Genomic DNA, 18520 nt, shown 5'->3' on the forward strand with positions numbered 1-18520 from the left:
GCCGCAGCCCGAGCGTCCGAGCGACCTCCCGTCCGCATGAGCGAGGTCCAGGAGACCGCGGTGCGCGAGATGATCCGGATCGCGCCCGTGATCGACGAGCTGGGCGCCCGGTTCGCGGCCGCAGGTGAGCAGATCGCGCTGGTCGGTGGACCGGTCCGCGACGCGCTGCTGGGACGGCTGCACAACGACCTCGACTTCGCGACCTCGGCCCGGCCTGAGGTGACCGAGCGGCTGGTCAAGGGCTGGGCGGACGCGACCTGGGACATGGGCCGCGCCTTCGGCACGATCGGCTGCCGGCACGGCGACTGGCAGGTCGAGATCACCACCTACCGGTCGGAGAAGTACGACCCCGACTCTCGCAAGCCCGAGGTCGACTTCGGCGACTCCCTGGAGGGGGACCTCGGCAGGCGGGACTTCACGGTCAACGCGATGGCGGTCTCCCTGCCCGGGCGAGAGTTCCAGGACCCGTACGGCGGTCTGGTCGACCTGGCCCACCAGGTGCTCCGCACCCCGGGTCGCCCGGAGGACTCGTTCTCCGACGACCCGCTGCGGATGATGCGCGCCGCGCGGTTCGCCGCCCAGCTCGGGTTCACCGTCGCCCCCGAGGTCGTCGAGGCGATGACGGCGATGGCCGGCCGGATCGAGATCGTCTCCGCCGAGCGGGTGCGCGACGAGCTGGTGAAGCTGGTGTGTGCGCCGTACCCCCGCCTCGGGCTCACGCTGATGGTCGAGACCGGACTGGCCGACCACGTCCTGCCCGAGCTGCCCGCGCTCGCGCTGGAGCGCGACGAGCACCACCGGCACAAGGACGTCTACGAGCACACGCTGACCGTCCTCGAGCAGACCATCGACCTCGAGCACCGGCTGAGCTCGGAGGACCCGCCCGCTCCGGACTTCATCGCGCGCTTCGCCGCGCTGATGCACGACGTCGGCAAGCCGCGCACCCGCCGGTTCCTCGGCGACGGCACCGTGACCTTCCACCACCACGACGTGGTGGGCGCCAAGATCACCCGGAAGCGGATGCGTGCCCTGCGGTTCTCCAACGACGAGATCGCCGCGGTGAGCAAGCTCGTCGAGCTGCACCTGAGGTTTCACGGCTACGGCTCCGGCGAGTGGACCGACTCGGCCGTCCGGCGCTACGTGCGTGACGCGGGGGACGAGCTCGAGCGGCTGCACATCCTGACCAGGGCCGACTCCACCACCCGCAACAAGCGCAAGGCCGAGCGGCTGCGCCGCGCCTACGACCATCTCGAGGAGCGGATCAGCCGCCTCGCCGAGGAGGAGGAGCTCGCCTCGCTGCGGCCCGACCTCGACGGCAACCAGATCATGACGATCCTGGGTATCGGTCCCGGCCGGGAGGTCGGCGAGGCCTACAAGTACCTCCTCGAGCTGCGCCTGGACCGGGGCCCGATGAGCGAGGAGGAGGCCACCGCCGCGCTGCGCGAGTGGTGGGCCGCGCGCGGCTGACGAGCCGCTCCGCTCACGTGGGTCAGCGCCGCACCTCGCGGGCGTGCCGCCCCGACTGGCGTGCGTAGACCAGCGCCGTGCCGACGTAGCCCAGCGCGATCACCACCAGCACGGCGTGCGAGCGACCGGTGGTGGGGAGTACGACGGCCGCCACCGCAGCCGCCGCGACGAAGGCGACGTTGAAGATCACGTCGTAGAGGGAGAAGATCCGCCCGCGGAACGCGTCGTCGACACCGGCCTGCACGAGCGTGTCGACACAGATCTTGATGCCCTGCGAGGCGACCCCGAGGAAGAACGCCGACACGAGCAGCGCGCTCTCGGTGAAGAACGCGCCCGGCACGATCTGCGTGAACGCCGCCGCCAGCAGCAGCGTGATGATCCACGCCCGCAGCGTGATGCGCTCGGTCACGAACGGGGTGATGAACGCGGCGCTGATGAACCCCGCCCCGCTGACCAGCACCGCGACGGCGAGCCCGTTGAAGGCGGCGTCGACCTGGTCCGGGGCGTTGAAGTAGTTGCGGTGCAGCAGGATCAGCATCACCGTCGAGATGCCGAAGAAGAACCGGTGCGCGCCGATCGTGGCCAGCCCGTGTGCGGCCGTGCGCCGGTGACCGAGGTGCGCGAGCCCGTCCACGAGGCCCCGCGCGACGTGCCGGGCGGCCTCGCGGACGCCGGGGCGGGCGGGGTCGAACGTGGGGCCGAGCAGCGGTCGGGGGATGCGCAGTGCGAGCAGCACCGCGACGGTGTAGATCACCGCGGCGGTGACGAGCACCACGACATCGGGGTCGAGGCCGCCGCTGCCCTCGAACAGCACCCTGCCCGTCGTACCGACGGCCACGCCGGCCAGCGAGGCGAGCGTGCCGCTGGTCGGGGTGACCGCGTTGGCCATGATCAGGTCGGGCGGGTCAACGACGTGGGGCAGCGAGGCGGACAGGCCGGCGAGCAGGAAGCGGTTGACCGACAGCGCGGCCAGGATCAGCACCAGCAGCACGGTGCCGAGCTCGAGGGCGACGCCGACGGCGATGACCGACACGAGCACGACCCGCACGGCGTTGGACCACACCAGCACCTGGCGGCGCGACCAGCGGTCGAGGAAGACCCCGACGAACGGGCCGAGCACGCTGAACGGGAGCAGCACCACCGCGAGCGCGCCGGCGATCGCGGCCGGGGAGGGGGCCTGCTCGGGGGAGAAGATCACGTAGGAGGCGAGCGCGACCTGGAAGACGCCGTCGCCGAGCTGGCTGGTGACCCGCACCGCGAACAGCCGGCGGAACCACTTCCCGCGCAGGAGGTGGGCCAGGTGCCGCCATGCGGTCACGTCTCTCGGCTCCTCTCGGCTCGCCGGCGTCGTCTTCGCCGGCGCTATGGACGCATCCTGAGCGATATGCCCCGTGTAGAGCGTCCATAACCCCGCGTTACACGGAAGGAGGGGGTCCGAAGCTGCGTCGGACCCCCTCCCTGTCAGTCGTGGCTGCGGGTCAGCGCTCGACCTCGCCGCGGATGAACGCCTCGACGCTGGCGCGACCCTCCTCGTCGGGGCGCTGCACCGGCGGCGACTTCATCAGGTACGACGAGGCGGACAGGATCGGGCCGCCGACGCCCCGGTCCTTGGCGATCTTCGCGGCCCGGAGCGCGTCGATGATGATGCCGGCGCTGTTGGGGGAGTCCCACACCTCGAGCTTGTACTCCAGGTTCAGCGGGACGTCACCGAACGCGCGGCCCTCGAGCCGGACGTAGGCCCACTTGCGGTCGTCGAGCCAGGCGACGTAGTCCGACGGGCCGATGTGCACGTTGCGGTCGTCGACCTTGCCCGCGAGCGAGCCGTGCAGGTTCGAGGTGACCGCCTGGGTCTTGGAGACCTTCTTCGACTCCAGCCGCTCGCGCTCGAGCATGTTCTTGAAGTCCATGTTGCCGCCGACGTTGAGCTGGTAGGTCCGGTCCAGCGCCACGCCGCGGTCCTCGAACAGCTTGGCCATCACGCGGTGGGTGATGGTCGCGCCGACCTGGGACTTGATGTCGTCACCGACGATCGGGACGCCCGCGTCCTCGAACTTCTTGGCCCACACCGGGTCGGAGGCGATGAACACCGGCAGCGCGTTGACGAAGGCCACGCCGGCGTCGATCGCGCACTGGGCGTAGAACTTGTCGGCCTCCTCCGAGCCCACCGGCAGGTAGGAGACGAGTACGTCGACCTCGGCGGCCTTGAGCGCGGCGACCACGTCGACCGGCTCCGCGCCGGACTCCTCGATCGTCTCGCGGTAGTACTTGCCGAGCCCGTCGAGCGTGGGGCCGCGCTGCACCTCGACGCCGAGCGTCGGCACGTCGCAGATCTTGATCGTGTTGTTCTCCGAGGCGTTGATCGCCTCCGCGAGGTCCTTGCCGACCTTCTTGTCGTCGACGTCGAACGCGGCGACGAACTCGACGTCGCGGACGTGGTAGTCGCCGAACTGGACGTGCATGAGCCCGGGGACGGTGCCGTTGGGGTCAGCGTCCTTGTAGTACTCCACGCCCTGGATGAGGGAGGTCGCGCAGTTGCCCACTCCCACGATTGCTACACGTACCGAACCCATCGGGCTCTCCTCACTACCTATGCGTTTTCTGTCGGTTGGTTGTCCAGGGGCCGTTTCTGGTCCCGGGTTCGCTCCGCGGCGATCATGTCCGAGAGCCACCGGACCTCCCGCTCGACCGACTCCACCCCGTGTCGCTGGAGCTCGGTTGCGTAGCGGTCCATCTCCTTCTGGGTCCTGGCCAGCTGGCCCTGCACCCGCTCGAGGCGCTCCTCGAGCCGGGTCCGGCGGCCTTCAAGGATCCGTAGCCGGATCTCCATGTCGGTGCGGCTGAAGAAGGCGAACCGCACACCGAAGTTGTCGTCCTCCCAGGCCGAGGGTCCGGCCTGGGCCATCAGCTCGTTGAACCGGACGTCGCCGGCCTCGGTGAGCTCGTAGACGATCCGCTGTCGACGGCTGCCCCCGACCGAGCCGCCGACCGCCGTACCGGCAGCCGTCTCCGGAGACGCCTGCTCGGCGATCCACCCGGCCTTGAGCATCCGCTTCAGCGCCGGGTAGAGCGAGCCGTAGGACAGCACCCGGCCCCAGCCGAGGACCGTGTTGAGCCGCTTGCGCAGCTCGTAGCCGTGCATCGGCGACTCGTGCAGCAGTCCCAGAACCGCCAGCTCGAGGGTGTCACCGCGCCGCGCCACTGTCCCAACCTTCTTCCCGCTCCTGGATCACTAGCGGAAGAATCTATCGTACCGATATATCGCGCCTGCGCTACCTGCCCCATGGGCGTGAGCCGCGTCGCAGCTTTGACGGTCTCTGCGCGGGCCCCCGTACCCTGCTCTACAGCACGTTGATCGACTTCCCCTGCCCTGGAGAGACCTCTTGAGTGCACAGCGCAAGGCCAGCACGCCCCCCGGCGGCCGCCGCAGCCGACAGCCGGCCGGGGCCAAGAAAGCAGCCAAGGCGCCCCCCAAGAGCCTGGGCCGCCGGATCCTGAAGTGGACCGCGATCACCGGCTTCACCGGTCTGGTCCTCGGCGTCCTCGGGTTCGCCTACCTCTACGCGCGCACCGAGATCCCCGACCCCAACAAGGCCTTCCAGGCGCAGACCACCTTCGTCTACTACGCCGACGGCAAGCGTGAGCTGGGCAAGTTCGCCGACCAGAACCGGGTCAGCATCCCGCTCACCGAGATGCCCCAGCACGTCCAGGACGCGGTCGTCGCCGCGGAGAACCGAACCTTCTGGGAGGACCGCGGGATCGACCCCAAAGGCATCCTTCGGGCGGCGTTCAGCAACGCGACCAGCGAGTCGACCCAGGGCGCCTCGACGATCACCCAGCAGTACGTGAAGCTGCTCTACCTCTCGCCCGAGCGGACGATCACCCGCAAGGTGAAGGAGGCCTTCCTCTCGCTGAAGATCCACAACCAGCGCTCGAAGGAGGAGATCCTCCAGGGCTACCTGAACACCGTCTACTTCGGGCGCGGTGCCTACGGCGTGCAGGCCGCGGCCGAGGCGTTCTTCGAGAAGGACGCCAAGGACCTGTCCGTCCGGGAGGGTGCCGCGCTGGCCGCGATCCTGAACCGGCCGGGCGCGTTCGACCCTGCCGACGGCAAGGAGGCCCGGGCCCGGCTCAAGGAGCGCTACGAGTACGTCATCGGCGGGATGGCCGACATGGGGGTCCTCGACGCCGATGCGGCCGAGAAGGCTGCCGCGCACCTGCCGAAGTTCGCCGAGGTGATGGTGCAGGACAGCCTCGGTGGTCCGAAGGGGTTCCTGCTCGCGCTGATCAAGTCCGAGCTGCGTGAGGTGGGCTTCACCGACAGCGAGATCGAAGGGGGCGGCCTGCGGGTCACCACCACGTTCTCCCCGAAGATGCAGCGCGCCGCGGTGGCCGCCGTACGCGAGGAACGGCCGACCGAGAACGCCAAGGGCGTCAACATCGCGATCGCGGCCGTCGAGCCGGGGACCGGCCAGCTCAAGGCGATGTACGGCGGTCCGGACTACGTCAAGGACCAGCGCAACTGGGCGCTGACCGGTCGCCAGCCGGGCTCGACGTTCAAGCCCTACGCCCTGGCCGCCGGCCTGATGAACGACATCAGCCTCTTCGACACCTTCGACGGCAACACCTACTACTTCCCCGGCGGCGGTGAGGTGAACAACGAGGGCGGCACGAACTACGGGCCGGTCAGCATGCTCACCGCCACCGAGAACTCGATCAACACCGCCTACGTCGACATGACCGTGCAGATGGAGAACGGTCCGCAGGAGGTCATCGACGCCGCGGTCGCCGCCGGGATCCCGCGCAAGGCACCGGGCCTCGAGCCGGTGCCGACGATCACCCTCGGCACCGCCGACATCCGGCCCGTGGACATGGCCACCGGCTACGCCACGTTCGCCAACAACGGCCTGCGCAACGACTGGTTCGTGATCCGCAAGGTGACCGACGCCGACGGCGACCCGCTCTACACGCACAAGAAGGACCAGAAGCGGGCCTTCCCCGCCGACGTGAACTCCAACGTGGTCTACGCGCAGGAGCAGGTGGTCAAGTCCGGCACCGGCACCGCCGCGCTCGAGTTCGGCTGCCCGGTGGCGGGCAAGACCGGTACGGCGAACCTCCGCCCCGACACGCCGGGCGTCACCTCGGCCTGGTTCGCGGGGTACTCCCCGAAGCTCGCGGCGGCCGTGATGTACGTCAAGGGCAAGTCCGGCACCGAGAACCTCGACGGTGTCGGCGGCCTCCCGGACTTCTACGGCGGCGCCTACCCGGCGCGGACGTTCACCGCGTTCATGTCCAAGGCGCTCGAGGGCCAGGAGTGTGTCGACTTCCCCGAGGTGGACTACGTCAACGGCTCGCCGACGCCGACGTACGTGCCGCCGCCGTCGCCGACCGAGGAGCCGAGCCCGACCGAGTCGCCTTCGGAGAGCCCGACCCCGACGGAGGAGCCGACGGTCACCGAGTCCCCGACCGTGACCGAGGAGCCGACCCCGACCGAGACGCCGACCCCGATCTTCCCGCCCCCGGACGGCGGTGGTGAGGAGCCGCCTCCGCCGGACGAGGGTCAGGGCCCTGACGGCCAGGGCAGCGGCTGAGCGTGGACGAGGGGGAGGGTCGCCGGACGCCCGGCGCACCGGTGAGCGCCACGCTCGAACCGGTGGCGCGGCCGTCGCTCGAGGACCCGGTCGCGACGGCCGCGAGCGAGGTGGTCGGCGGCCCGGTCGGTGAGCACGCCGCCCCGCACCCCTGGTGGACGCCGGTGCGTGTGGTGCTCGCCGTGGCCGCGCTGGCGTTCGCGCTCGGCATGGTGCAGAAGACCCCGTGCGTCGCCAGCAACTGGACCGACGGCCAGCTGCGCTACTCGGCGATGTGCTACTCCGACATCCCCTACCTCTACACCGGTCGCGGCTTCGCCGAGCTGAGCGTTCCGTTCAGCGACACCGGCGGGCGCTACCAGGTGATGGAGTACCCGGTGCTGATCGGCTACTTCGCCTACGGCGCCGCGGTGGTCACCCAGGCGGTCGCCGGCGACGTCGACCTCGAGGCGCGCCGCGCGTTGCCCGCCGACCAGGTGTACGCCGCGCCCGGGGTGGCCGACGAGTCGGGGCTGTACTTCATGGTGACCGCAGTGCTGCTCGGCGCCGCACTGCTCGTCGCGACCTGGTTCATGGCCGGAGCCCAGCGCGGCCGGCCCTGGGACGCGATCCTGTTCGCTGCCTCACCGGTCCTGGTCGTCACCGGGCTGATCAACTGGGACGTCCTCGCCGTGCTCGCCGTCGCGGTCGCGATGTGGGCGTGGGCCCGCGACCGGCCTGTGCTCGCCGGGGTGGCGATCGGTCTCGGCACGGCCACCAAGCTGTATCCGCTGTTCCTGCTCGGCGCGCTGCTCGTCGTGTGTCTGCGCAGCAACCGGATGCGCCGGTTCTGGGTGGCCACCGGCGCGGCGGCGGGTGCCTGGCTGCTGGCGAACGCGCCCGCGATGCTGCTCGGCTTCGAGCAGTGGAAGGTGTTCTGGAGCTTCAACGCCGACCGGGGGCCGGATCTCGGCTCGCTGTGGCTGGTGTGGCAGCAGGCCGGCCATCCGGTCGGCGCGGACACGGTGAACCTGGTGTCGTGGGTGGTGTTCGCGGCGATCTGCCTGGCCGTGCTCGTGCTCGGACTGCTCGCGCGCCGTACCCCACGGGTGGCTCAGCTGGCGTTCCTGATCGTCGCCGGCTTCCTGCTGGTGAACAAGGTGTACTCGCCGCAGTACGTCCTGTGGCTGCTGCCGCTCGCCGTGCTCGCCCGCCCCCGCTGGCGCGACCTGCTGGTCTGGCAGGCCGGAGAGCTGTTCTACTTCGCCGCGGTGTGGCTCTACCTCGGCGGGTTCACCGCCTCGAGCGTGAGCGACGCCCCCGATCGGCTGTACTGGGTGGCGATCCTGGTGCGGGTCGCCGCAGAGCTCTACCTGGTCGCGATGGTCATCCGCGACGTGTGGCAGCCGTGGCGCGACCCGGTGGACGAGGCGGCGGCCGAGCCCGTTGCGGCCCCGCGGCCCCGCCACGCCGCGAGCGGGGTCGGCTGACGCACGCCGCTGGTCGGCCCCGGTGGTCGAGCCCGGTGGTCGAGCTTGTCGAGACCCGGGCTCAGCTGACCACGGTCCGGTCGAAGGTCGTGGTCGTGAACCGCACGCGTACGTCGACCTCCGCGCCCACCTCCGGCACCGGCGCGCCGTGCGGCAGGAACAGCATCGAGGCCTGCATGTGCGGGGGCTCGGCGAACAGCCGCTGCTTGCCACCGATGGTGAACGGCGAGCGGACGAAGCCGGAGGCCTCGAGCCCGCCCTTGGCGAGGGTCACCGCGCGCTGGCGCAGGCCCTCGACGGCGCTCGGTGCCTCGAGCCCGATGCCGTGGGCGGTCCCCCCGGAGACGACGAGGATGGTGCCGGCCTTCGGGGCGCTGCGCGCGCGGTAGCCGAACACGTCGCCGCGCTCGACCGGGTGCGCGTCGAGCACGGTCGCCCGCACCGCGAGCGCACCGCGGTCACCGAGCCACAGGTTGGTGCCGACCCGCGGACGCAGCTCGAAGTCCGGGTAGGTCGCGGCGAGCGTCGACAGCTCCGCGTCGGTGAGATGGGAGACCCAGACCCGGTTGGTCGGCAGGCCGGCGGCGACCACGTCGGTCATCAGCCGCTCCATCTCCGGCAGGTGCGAGCCGTGCGCCATCGGCAGGTGCAGGGCGACCCCCTCCACCCGGAGGGACCCGGTGTGCGGGGCGGCCTCGCGCAGGCCGCGGGCGGTGAACCCGTGGCGGCGCATCGAGGTCATCAGCTCCAGCACCACACGCGGGCGGTCGTCGCGGGCCGCCAGGGCGTGGAGGTCCTCGAGCCGGCCGACCGTGTGCACGATGCGGTCGTCGTACTCCACCCGCTCCTCGAACGGCCGCCAGGGGGTGAGCACGAGGATCGTGCCGTCGAAGCGCGTCCGGACGTCCTCGACCTCGGCGTAGGTGCCCACCGCGACCGTGTCGACGCCGAGCCAGGCCGACTTGCGGGCCAGGCGGGCGTTGCCGAAGCCGTAGCCGTTGCCCTTGATCACCGGCACCAGGCTCGGGTGTGCCTCCAGCACGCGGCGCAGGTGGCCGCGCCAGCTGTCCCCGTCCACGTACAGCGTCACCGACATCGCAGGCTCACCCCCGACGCTTCATGTAGAGCTCGAACGCCTTGTAGAGCAGCGGTCGCAGCGGGAGGTCCCACTCGCCGGCGTACTCCACCGCCTCCCCGCCGGTGCCGACCTTGAACTGGATCAGCCCGACGTGCGGGTCGTCGGCGTCGAGGGTGTCGGTGATGCCGCGCAGGTCGTAGACGTCGGCGCCGGCGGCCAGCGAGTCGCTGATCATCGCCCACTGGGCGGCGTTGGAGCCGCGGACGTCGCGCTTCTCGGTGGAGGAGGCGCCGTAGGAGTACCAGGTGTGCCCGCCGACGCGCACCCAGATCGTGGCGGCGACCAGGTCGCCCTCGTGGTGCGCCAGGTAGAGCCGGATCCGGTCCGGCTCCTCGGCGCCGAGGGCGTCGAACATGGTGCGGAAGTAGCTCAGCGGCCGGGGGGTGAAGTGGTCGCGCTCGGCGGTGTGCGCGTAGAGGGCGTGGAAATCCTCGAGAGCGGGGCCCAGGTCCGCGGGCTCGACCCGGGTGACGACGACACCGGCCTTCGCGGCCTTCTTGATGTTGCGTCGCCACTGCTGGTTCATGCCCTTGAGGACGTCGTCCTCGGTGCGGCCGGTGAGCGGGATCTGGAAGTTGTACTGCGGCTGGCCGGCGGCGAACCCGCCCTCGACCGACTGCAGCCGCCAGCCGAGGTCGCGCAGCTGGGAGACCACACGGGCCCCGACCTGGGAGCGCTCGGCCGGTGCGATCTCGGTGAGCCGCCGGATCCCCTCGTCGGCGACACCGCGCTTGACGTCGTCGGCCGACCAGCGCCGGGTGACGACCGGAGGCCCCATCCGGACGCCGAAGGCGCCGCGGTCGGCGAGGTGGCGGGTCATCGGCGCGAGCCAGGCGTCGAGGTCCTCGCTGCCCCAGTCGATCATCGGGCCCTCGGGGAGGTAGGCCAGGAACCGCTTGACCTTCGGCAGCTGCCGGTAGAGCACCAGCGCGGCGCCCACGAGGGTGCCGTGCTCGTCGTACCAGCCCAGCGACTCGGCCTGCCACTCGCTCTTGACCTTCGCCCAGGCCGGGGTCTGGAGGAAGCTGGCCGAGCGCTGCCCCCGGATGAACGACAGGTGCTCCTCGGCGGGGATGGTGCGGACGGTCAGGCCGGTCGTCTGGGGCGGGGAGGTCACGCGCCCGAGCCTAACGGGCCGGTCGGTGTGCAGCTGACCGCAGGCGGAGCCGTCACCATCGTTCAGCTGAACGCTTGTGACGTCCCTTGGCGCCTATTCGCTGTCACAACCGCTCACGTGAACGATCGTGACGACGCGACCCGGCTCGGACGTGGTCAGGCGCGCTCGCGGAGCCAGGCGAAGTCGGCCTGGTGCTGCTCGGGACCGCCCGGTGTCTCGCAGACCACGGGCGCGCCGGCCTCGCGCACGACGGCGGCCAGCTCGTCGGGGTCGATCTGGCCCTGGCCGAAGTTGGTGTGCCGGTCGGCGCCGGAGTCGAACGCGTCGCGACTGTCGTTGGCGTGCACCAGGTCGATCCGGCCGGTGATCCCGCGGACCTTCTCCACCACCGCGGTGAGGTCGATGCCGCCGGCGTGCGCGTGGCAGGTGTCGAGGCAGAACCCGACCATGTCGGCGCCCTCGGCGTGGCTGATCGCCTCCCAGACCCGGCCGATCCGGTCCAGCCGCCGGGCCATCGCGTTGGTGCCGCCGGCGGTGTTCTCGATCAGGAGCGGGATCTTCAGGTCGAGCTGGTCGACGCACTTGCGCCAGTTGTCGAAGCCCTTCTCCAACAACTCAGCATCGTCGTCCGATTTCCCGACGTGGCCACCGTGGACGATCAGGCCCTTGGCGCCGACCTCGGCGGCGGCGTCCATGTGCTTCTGCAGCAGCTTGCGGCTCGGGATCCGGATCCGGTTGTTCGTGGTGGCGACGTTGAGCACGTAGGGGGCGTGGACGTACAGGTCGATCCCGGCCTCCTCGGCGGCGGCGCGCAGGGCGGCCGGGCCCCCGTCGTACCGGACCTCGGGGCCCTTCCAGCCCTGCGGGTCGCCGAGGAAGAACTGGCTGAGGTCGGCCTCACGGGCCAGCGCCTCGGCCACCGGGTCGGTCTGGTCGACGTGGGCACCGATTCGCAGCTGGGTCATGGATCCAGACTAGGGACCCGGGCTCAGAGGTCGACGGTCGCGTTGTCGCCTTCGTAGCGCTCCCCGGACACGACGGACTTGAGCAGGTTCGCCACCTGGGTCACCTTGCCGCCGGGGGAGTCCCAGTACTCCGCGCTGTCGGCGGAGACCTTGATCAGGACGTTCTCGGGGTTGTCCGGGCCGCCCTCCATCCAGGCGTCGGTGAAGGTGCCCCACAGCTCGCGCAGCTTCTCGGCGTCGTCGAGCACGACCGCGTGCCCCGAGACCGACACCCAGGAGTCGCTCGAGACGTAGGCGACGTTGACCCGCGGGTTGTGCCGCAGGTTGGTGACCTTCTCCGAGGACCGCTCGGTGATGAACCACAGGTCGGAGTCCGGCTCCACGTCCTGCGTCGCCATCGGGGCGCTGACCAATCGGCCCTCGGGGTCCACGGTGGTCAGCATCGCCACCCGGGTGTCCTTGATCAGCTTGCGGACCTTCTCCTGCTGCTCGGTCATGTCGTTCCTCCCCTTCGTCGGCTGCTCACGTCTCGGCGTACCCGCACCCGACGCCGGCATGTGCCCCGGCAGCCTGTGGATGACGATTCGTGGGGCTGAGTCCTGCGCTGATACCCTGGGGCGTCGATCGGCTCGACCCCAAGACATGAGTGGGCGTCGGGCCGTCGGTACGTCGCACACCTCACCGGCCCGTCCCGGGCAAGCGGGGGGTTCGACGGACGCAAGCCCTCCTGCCACGGAGACGCCGTGGCCGCCCGAGTCCGAAGGAGGTGGAGACCGCTTTGCGTGCCTATGAAGTGATGGTCATCCTCGACCCCGACCTCGAAGAGCGCACTGTTGCGCCTTCGCTGGAGCAGTACCTCAACAACGTCGTCGTCAAGGACGGCGGTTCGGTCGGTTCGGTCGACGTCTGGGGACGTCGCCGCCTGGCCTACGAGATCAACAAGAACGCCGAGGGCATCTACGCCGTCATCGAGCTGCAGGCCGAGCCGGCCACGGTGAAGGAGCTCGACCGTCAGCTCACGCTGAACGAGTCGGTGCTGCGCACCAAGGTCATCCGTCCCGACGTTCGCTGACCCTCCATGTCGTCCGGCCGGCCCGCCGGCCCGGACGTCTTGATCAGAACATCGCGTCCCCGACCGATTCCCCCGGTCACTCTCGTCGGAACACATCGACAGACATCGAGACTGGAGGCCTGACATGGCAGGCGAAACACCCATCACCGTCGTCGGCAACCTGACCGCCGACCCGGAGCTGCGCTTCACCCCGTCGGGTGCGGCCGTCGCGAACTTCACGGTCGCGTCGACCCCTCGCACCTTCGACCGGCAGAGCAACGAGTGGAAGGACGGCGAAGCCCTCTTCCTCAACTGCTCGGTGTGGCGGCAGGCCGCGGAGAACGCCGCGGAGTCCCTGCAGCGCGGCATGCGGGTGATCGTCTCCGGTCGCCTCAAGGCGCGCTCCTACGAGACCCGCGAGGGTGAGAAGCGCACCGTCTTCGAGATCGACGTCGACGAGGTCGGCCCGAGCCTGAAGTACGCCACGGCCAAGGTCACCAAGACCACCCGTCAGGGTGGTGGCGGTGGCGGCTTCTCCGGCGGCGGCGACGACCCGTGGGCCTCCGGTGGCCAGGCTGGTGGCCAGTCCGCCGGCGGCTCCGGTGGTGCCGGTGGCGGCTGGGGCGGCCAGCAGGGCGGCTCCGGCGGTGGCTGGGGCGGCCAGCAGGGCGGCGGCTCCGGCGGTGGCGACCCGTGGGGTGCGCCGGGCGTGGGTGGCTCGGCCGACGAGCCACCGTTCTGATCGACCCCGGCCCGCCGTCCCGGTGACGGGCGGCGGACCGACTTGTCCATGACCCACTGACCATTCCGGCGGACCCGCCGGGCTCTTTGAAAGGGAGCACCACAATGGCCAAGCCAGTACTCCGCAAGCCGAAGAAGAAGGTTTGCCAGTTCTGCAAGGAGAAGGTGTCCTACGTCGACTACAAGGACACCACCCTGCTTCGCAAGTTCATCTCCGACCGCGGCAAGATCCGCGCGCGTCGGGTGACCGGCAACTGCGTCCAGCACCAGCGCGACGTGGCCACGGCGGTCAAGAACGCCCGCGAGGTTGCCCTCCTTCCCTACACGTCCACGGCTCGCTGAGAGGGGTTTGCACGATGAAGCTCATCCTGACTCAGGAGGTCGACGGCCTCGGTTCCGCAGGTGACGTCGTCGAGGTGAAGGACGGCTACGCCCGCAACTACCTCGTCCCGCGTGGCCTCGGCATGCGCTGGACGCGTGGCGGCGAGAAGCAGATCGAGTCGATCAAGGCCGCCCGCGCCAGCCGCGCGGTCCGCGACCTCGACCACGCCAAGGAGATCAAGACCAAGCTCGAGGGTACGACGGTCAACCTGCCGGTTCGCGCCGGCGAGGGTGGTCGTCTCTTCGGTGCGGTCACGGTCAACGACATCGCCGGCGCCATCGCCAGCACCATCGGTGAGGACACGGTCGACAAGCGCAAGATCGTCCTCGGCAACCCGATCAAGTCGCTGGGCGCGCACACGGTGACCGTCAAGGTGCACGACGAGGTGGACGCGACCGTCAACCTCAACGTGGTCTCTGCCTGACCCAGCACCACCCGGTGCCCGCCGTACACCGGCGGCACGCAGCAACGAAGAAGGGCCGCTCCCCGATGGGGAGCGGCCCTTCTGCTGTACCGCGGTGCTGTACGGCGGGCTAGCGGTCGGCCACGCCGAGGCCGTCGATGCGGACCGGCTTGCCCTGGGTGGCCACCACGACCCGGATCTTGCCGCGGCGCATCGGGCCGTCGAACTTCTTGATCGTGATCACCTTGCGCTTCTGCAGGCGCTTGGCGCTGAGGTTCACGGTCTTGAGCAGCTTCTTATTCCAGAACACCTTGACCGTGCCGTGGCCGCGGCCCTTGTCGGCGACCAGCACGATGCGCCTGAAGCGCTGCGGCGCTTGGGTGACCAGGGCGGCACCCTTGACGCGGGTGAGACTGAAGGTGTTGCGGAAGTGGCCCTTCTGGGTCTTCTGCGCCCACTTCTTGACCCGCAGGAGCTGCTTGTCGTCGAAGGGCACGTGGAAGACGCGGCGGGCGGCGCTCAGGTCGCGGGTGCCGTTCGCGGTCGCCTCGACCTGGAAGGTGTGCGTACCCTTGCCGGGACGCCGCACGGTGAACGCGCCGTTGTCGCACGCCGTGCCCTGCATCCGCCCGTTGAAGGTGCAGTCGAACTGGCTGCCCTCGACGGTGCTGCGGAACCTGTACGTCACCTGCGGGCCGAGTGCCCAGGCGCCTGACCGGGGACCGGCGGTGATCACCGTGTCGGGCACCTGCGGCGGCACCGAGATCCGGAAGCTCTGGGTGGCCGGGGTCTCGTCCACCGCGGCCGCGTCACCGCTGCCCTTGACCGCGCGTACGGCGAACACGTAGTCGCCGTTCGCCAGCTTCTTGCCGACACCCGGGTAGCTCGCCGAGCCGCTCGTGCCGCATGCCTGCCAGTCGTGTCCCTGGTCGGCGCCCTGCGGCGCCGTGCCGCGGAAGGTGACCTTCAGGGCGCACTCGAAGCTGATGTCGTCGCCGGCCGGTTCGGCGGCGAACCGGAAGGTGTGCGAGGTGGCCCGGGGGCCCGGGGCGGCGCTGGTGATCGTGGTGTCGGGCGCGTCGTCCGCCCCACCGCCCATGCCGGGCAGGAACCCGACGATCGGGGCCAGCGGGGTGTCCCCGAGCAGGTCGTCGAGGGGCAGGGTGCACAGCGCGCCGATGGCGTCCGGGCAGGTCGCGGGGTCCCACTCCGGGATGCTGCCTGAGCCGGGCGCGGGCACCGCGGTGAGCACCAGCGAGGCGACGCCGGCGAGCGGGCCGAGCTGGTCGAGCGGGAGCGCGTCGCACACGGCTCCGGCGCCGGTGGAGGAACACACGGTCGCCCCGAGAAACTCGATGCTTCCGGCCCCTCCGGGCGCGATCTGCGGCACCGGCGCCTGCAGGATCTGCTCCGTGACCGGGTCCAGGATGCCGAGGATGTCACCGGTCGGGCCGGTGAGCAGACCGGTCACCGGGTCGAGCGTGGCGACGAGGTCACCCCCCGGGCCGTCGGTGATCACGCCGGTGACGGGGTCGAGGATCGGGTCGGTGACCGGCTCGAGGACCTCGGTGAACGGGTCGAGCAGGTCGACGATCGGCGTGGTGACCGGGCTCAGCGGGGTGTCGCCGAGCAGGTCGTCGAGCAGCCCCGCCTGCGCGGGGGCGACGGTCAGGCCGGACGCGCCCAGAGCCAGTCCGAGCGTGGTGGTCAGGCCGGCGGCCAGGCGCCTGCGCATCCGACCGCGGAGCGCTGTGCGGGCGTGCGTGGGTGCACTGATACCCATGTGTGTCCCTCCCCAGAGATGTGTGAGAGATCACGCTAAGCAACTTTACCTTCCAGTGCCGCCGAAATCTGGACAAATCGGGCCATCGAGCTAGCCGGAGCCTAGCCCGTTCGGTCTAGCCGGAGGGCGGGACGTTGGTCCCGAGTCCGACACGGGCGACCCGGAACAGCAGGTAGACCAGGTAGACGTTGGCCAGCACCGTGAGCACGGCCAGTGGCACGAGCAGCACGTCGACCCCACCGCCGTACAGCAGCACCGGGCCGACCGCGGCGACGCCGAACGTCCAGGCGAGCACCCCGAACCGGCGCGCCAGCCGGGGGACCGCACGGCCCAGCTCGACGCTGAGCAGCAGCGAGAAGGCGAACTGCGGCAGGCTCAGCAGCCAGCCGGTGCTCTCGGGGAGGTCCTCGATCAGGTCGGGCCGCAGCGTCGTCAAGGAGGCCATCCCCGCGAGCACGGCCAGGCCCACGAGCGTGGTGGTGGCCAGGACGTCGCGCAGCCGGAGCAGCGCCGGCACGACCATCACCCAGCCCAGCACGTCGGGCACGGCGTCGTACCCGCCGATGTCGGCGTCGACGAGGGTGAGCACGAGGCCCATCGCCACCCACTGCAGCGGGGTCATCGAGCGCACGGGACGGGTGCGAGGGCGGGCATGGGCGGCACTGTAGCCAGTCAGCGCCGCGCCGGGACCCCGGTGGTCATCCAGGCGGTGCCCCGGGCGCGGTGCAGGAGTACGACGGCCCGGGTGCCCATGAACAGGGCACCGAACACCACCCACAGGGCGACCAGGCCGGCCGACCCGTCCAGCACGGTGGAGAGCAGTGCGGCCGGCGCGAAGAGGGCGAGGACGACCACGCCGCCCCAGGCGAGGTACCGGCCGTCGCCGGCGCCGATCAGCACGCCGTCGAGGACGAACACCACGCCCGCCACGGGCTGGAACGCCGCGGCGACGAGCAGCACCGGCCACAGCATCCGGTGCACGGCCTCGTCGGCGGTGAACAGCGGGCCGAGCAGCGGCGCCGCCAGTGCCAGCGCCAACCCGGTGACCACTCCCGAGGCGAGACCCCACTGGACCATCCGCCGGGCGGCCGCCCTGGTGGCCGCCCGGTCACCGGTGCCGAGCGTGTGCCCGGTGATCGCCTGGGCGGCGATCGCGATGGCGTCGAGCGCGAACGCGAGGAACGTCCACAGCGTCATCGCGAGCTGCTGGGTCGCGGTGGCCACGGCGCCCAGCGTGGCTGCGGAGTAGGTCATCACCAGCAGCGACGCGCGCAGGGTGAGGGTGCGCACCACGAGCGCGACCCCGGCGCGGGCGGCCGCGCGGACGCCGGGGAGGTCGGGGCTCAGCGAGGAGCCGTGGGCGCGCGCGCCGCGCACGACGACGACCAGCAGTGCGACGGCCATCGCGGTCTGGGCGAGGACGGTGCCGATGGCAGCCCCGGCGATGCCCAGCTCCAGGCCGTAGACCAGGAGCACGTTCAAGACGATGTTGAGCAGGTTGCCGCCGACTGCGACGTAGAGCGGGGTGCGCGTGTCCTGCAGCCCGCGGAGCACACCGGTCGCGGCGAGTACGACGAGCAACGGGGTCACCCCCAGCCACGCCCAGCCGAGGTAGCTGACCGCGTGCTCGGTCGGACCCGGGTCCATGTCGAACGCACCCACCAGGGGCAGGGTGAGGGGCAGGCCGATGGCCGTGGTGAGGACGCCGATCAGCACGGCCAGCCAGACCCCGTCGATGCCCTGGGCGAGGGCACCGCGCACGTCGCCCGCACCCACGCGGCGTGCCACGGAGGCGGTGGTGCCGTAGGCCAGGAAGATGCACAGGCCGACCGCGGTCTGGACGACGGCGCCGGCGATGCCGAGCCCGGCGAGCTGGTCGGTGCCCAGGTGACCGACGATCGCCGCGTCGGCGAGCAGGAACAGCGGCTCGGAGACCAGGGCGAGGAACGCCGGCCCGGCAAGGCGGAGGATCTGGCGGTCATGGTCCCTGTGGACGGCGCGGCGGGTCGTGGAGGGCATCCGCACCAGGATATCGACGTAACCAGTGCCACGTTACCTGGCCATTACAGGACTACGTCCGGACTAGCTGTGTGTAACTAGCCCTTCCCTGTGGGAATCCAACTTGCGCGTCCAATTGTCGACAAGAAGACGAGGCGCCGTTTCGGTGACTTCCGGGTGAACCAGAAGATTGCGAGGTTTCTTCCACCCACAGGTGGTGGAGCACGTTTCCGCAGGTCAGAGGCCATGTGGCCGCTCACATCCCGGCGGTATCCACAGCCTGTTCAACAAACTGTGCACACGATCGTCGGCGCGTTCCACACAGAACCTCCGGTTATCCCCAAGACCTGTGGACAACCGAGTGTCATCGGGGTGGCCGAGCAGCGTACCGTCAGGCGTCGCGCGGGCGTGGAGCCAG

17 protein-coding genes are annotated in these 18520 nt (G+C 70.6%); 7 read left to right on the forward strand and 10 right to left on the reverse strand.

Annotation, left to right across the window (positions count from 1 at the left end):
• Positions 1-36: 36 nt before the first annotated feature.
• On the forward strand, positions 37-1467 hold the full coding sequence (locus tag ACYVIH_RS01770; RefSeq protein WP_460865278.1) for a CCA tRNA nucleotidyltransferase: 1431 nt from the start codon (positions 37-39) through the stop codon (positions 1465-1467).
• A 22-nt stretch (positions 1468-1489) separates the two neighbouring features.
• Here ACYVIH_RS01770 and ACYVIH_RS01775 read toward each other — a convergent pair whose 3' ends face one another.
• The 3 genes from ACYVIH_RS01775 to ACYVIH_RS01785 all read right to left on the reverse strand — a co-directional run bounded on the left by ACYVIH_RS01775 (position 1490) and on the right by ACYVIH_RS01785 (position 4666).
• A complete protein-coding gene (locus ACYVIH_RS01775; RefSeq protein ID WP_460865280.1) occupies positions 1490-2785 on the reverse strand; it encodes an MFS transporter in 1296 nt (431 codons plus the stop codon).
• Positions 2786-2945: 160 nt separating this feature from the next.
• The gene (locus ACYVIH_RS01780; RefSeq protein ID WP_460865283.1) at positions 2946-4037 is read right to left on the reverse strand and encodes an inositol-3-phosphate synthase; all 1092 of its coding nucleotides are present in this window, start codon (positions 4035-4037) and stop codon (positions 2946-2948) included.
• 17 nt (positions 4038-4054) lie between these two features.
• Entirely contained in the window at positions 4055-4666 is a 612-nt protein-coding gene (locus ACYVIH_RS01785; RefSeq protein ID WP_460865285.1) for a PadR family transcriptional regulator, read from the reverse strand.
• Between the two features lie 181 nt (positions 4667-4847).
• Here ACYVIH_RS01785 and ACYVIH_RS01790 point away from each other — a divergent pair, with 181 nt between their 5' ends.
• Complete coding sequence (locus tag ACYVIH_RS01790) at positions 4848-7055, forward strand: transglycosylase domain-containing protein (protein ID WP_460865287.1); 2208 nt, start codon at positions 4848-4850, stop codon at positions 7053-7055.
• A gap of 2 nt (positions 7056-7057) precedes the next feature.
• On the forward strand, positions 7058-8524 hold the full coding sequence (locus tag ACYVIH_RS01795; protein WP_460865289.1) for a glycosyltransferase family 87 protein: 1467 nt from the start codon (positions 7058-7060) through the stop codon (positions 8522-8524).
• Between the two features lie 61 nt (positions 8525-8585).
• Here the strand turns inward: ACYVIH_RS01795 and ACYVIH_RS01800 are convergent, their stop codons facing one another.
• The 4 genes from ACYVIH_RS01800 to ACYVIH_RS01815 form a co-directional block, all read right to left on the reverse strand.
• A complete protein-coding gene (locus ACYVIH_RS01800; protein WP_460865291.1) occupies positions 8586-9620 on the reverse strand; it encodes an alanine racemase in 1035 nt (344 codons plus the stop codon).
• 7 nt (positions 9621-9627) lie between these two features.
• Positions 9628-10779, reverse strand: coding sequence for a lipid II:glycine glycyltransferase FemX (locus ACYVIH_RS01805; RefSeq protein ID WP_460865293.1), 1152 nt, complete (start codon positions 10777-10779; stop codon positions 9628-9630).
• A 155-nt stretch (positions 10780-10934) separates the two neighbouring features.
• Positions 10935-11744, reverse strand: coding sequence for a deoxyribonuclease IV (locus ACYVIH_RS01810; protein ID WP_460865296.1), 810 nt, complete (start codon positions 11742-11744; stop codon positions 10935-10937).
• A 23-nt stretch (positions 11745-11767) separates the two neighbouring features.
• Entirely contained in the window at positions 11768-12241 is a 474-nt protein-coding gene (locus tag ACYVIH_RS01815) for a pyridoxamine 5'-phosphate oxidase family protein (protein WP_460865297.1), read from the reverse strand.
• Positions 12242-12522: 281 nt separating this feature from the next.
• Between ACYVIH_RS01815 and rpsF the strand changes: the two genes are divergently transcribed.
• The 4 genes from rpsF to rplI all read left to right on the forward strand — a co-directional run bounded on the left by rpsF (position 12523) and on the right by rplI (position 14342).
• Complete coding sequence (rpsF, locus tag ACYVIH_RS01820) at positions 12523-12816, forward strand: 30S ribosomal protein S6 (protein WP_460865734.1); 294 nt, start codon at positions 12523-12525, stop codon at positions 12814-12816.
• Between the two features lie 124 nt (positions 12817-12940).
• Positions 12941-13537 carry a single-stranded DNA-binding protein gene (locus tag ACYVIH_RS01825; RefSeq protein ID WP_460865300.1) on the forward strand — a complete coding sequence of 199 codons (597 nt, stop codon included), beginning with the start codon at positions 12941-12943 and terminating at the stop codon, positions 13535-13537.
• Positions 13538-13641: 104 nt separating this feature from the next.
• Positions 13642-13878, forward strand: a complete 237-nt coding sequence (rpsR, locus tag ACYVIH_RS01830; RefSeq protein ID WP_128861280.1) for a 30S ribosomal protein S18 — start codon at positions 13642-13644, stop codon at positions 13876-13878.
• A gap of 14 nt (positions 13879-13892) precedes the next feature.
• The gene (rplI, locus tag ACYVIH_RS01835) at positions 13893-14342 is read left to right on the forward strand and encodes a 50S ribosomal protein L9 (protein ID WP_460865303.1); all 450 of its coding nucleotides are present in this window, start codon (positions 13893-13895) and stop codon (positions 14340-14342) included.
• Positions 14343-14451: 109 nt separating this feature from the next.
• Here rplI and ACYVIH_RS01840 read toward each other — a convergent pair whose 3' ends face one another.
• The 3 genes from ACYVIH_RS01840 to ACYVIH_RS01850 all read right to left on the reverse strand — a co-directional run bounded on the left by ACYVIH_RS01840 (position 14452) and on the right by ACYVIH_RS01850 (position 18123).
• Complete coding sequence (locus ACYVIH_RS01840) at positions 14452-16104, reverse strand: hypothetical protein (RefSeq protein ID WP_460865305.1); 1653 nt, start codon at positions 16102-16104, stop codon at positions 14452-14454.
• Between the two features lie 115 nt (positions 16105-16219).
• Positions 16220-16726 carry a hypothetical protein gene (locus ACYVIH_RS01845; protein WP_460865307.1) on the reverse strand — a complete coding sequence of 169 codons (507 nt, stop codon included), beginning with the start codon at positions 16724-16726 and terminating at the stop codon, positions 16220-16222.
• Positions 16727-16776: 50 nt separating this feature from the next.
• Positions 16777-18123, reverse strand: a complete 1347-nt coding sequence (locus ACYVIH_RS01850; RefSeq protein WP_460865309.1) for an MATE family efflux transporter — start codon at positions 18121-18123, stop codon at positions 16777-16779.
• Positions 18124-18520: the final 397 nt, after the last annotated feature.

It is taken from the genome of Nocardioides pakistanensis (assembly GCF_054781215.1).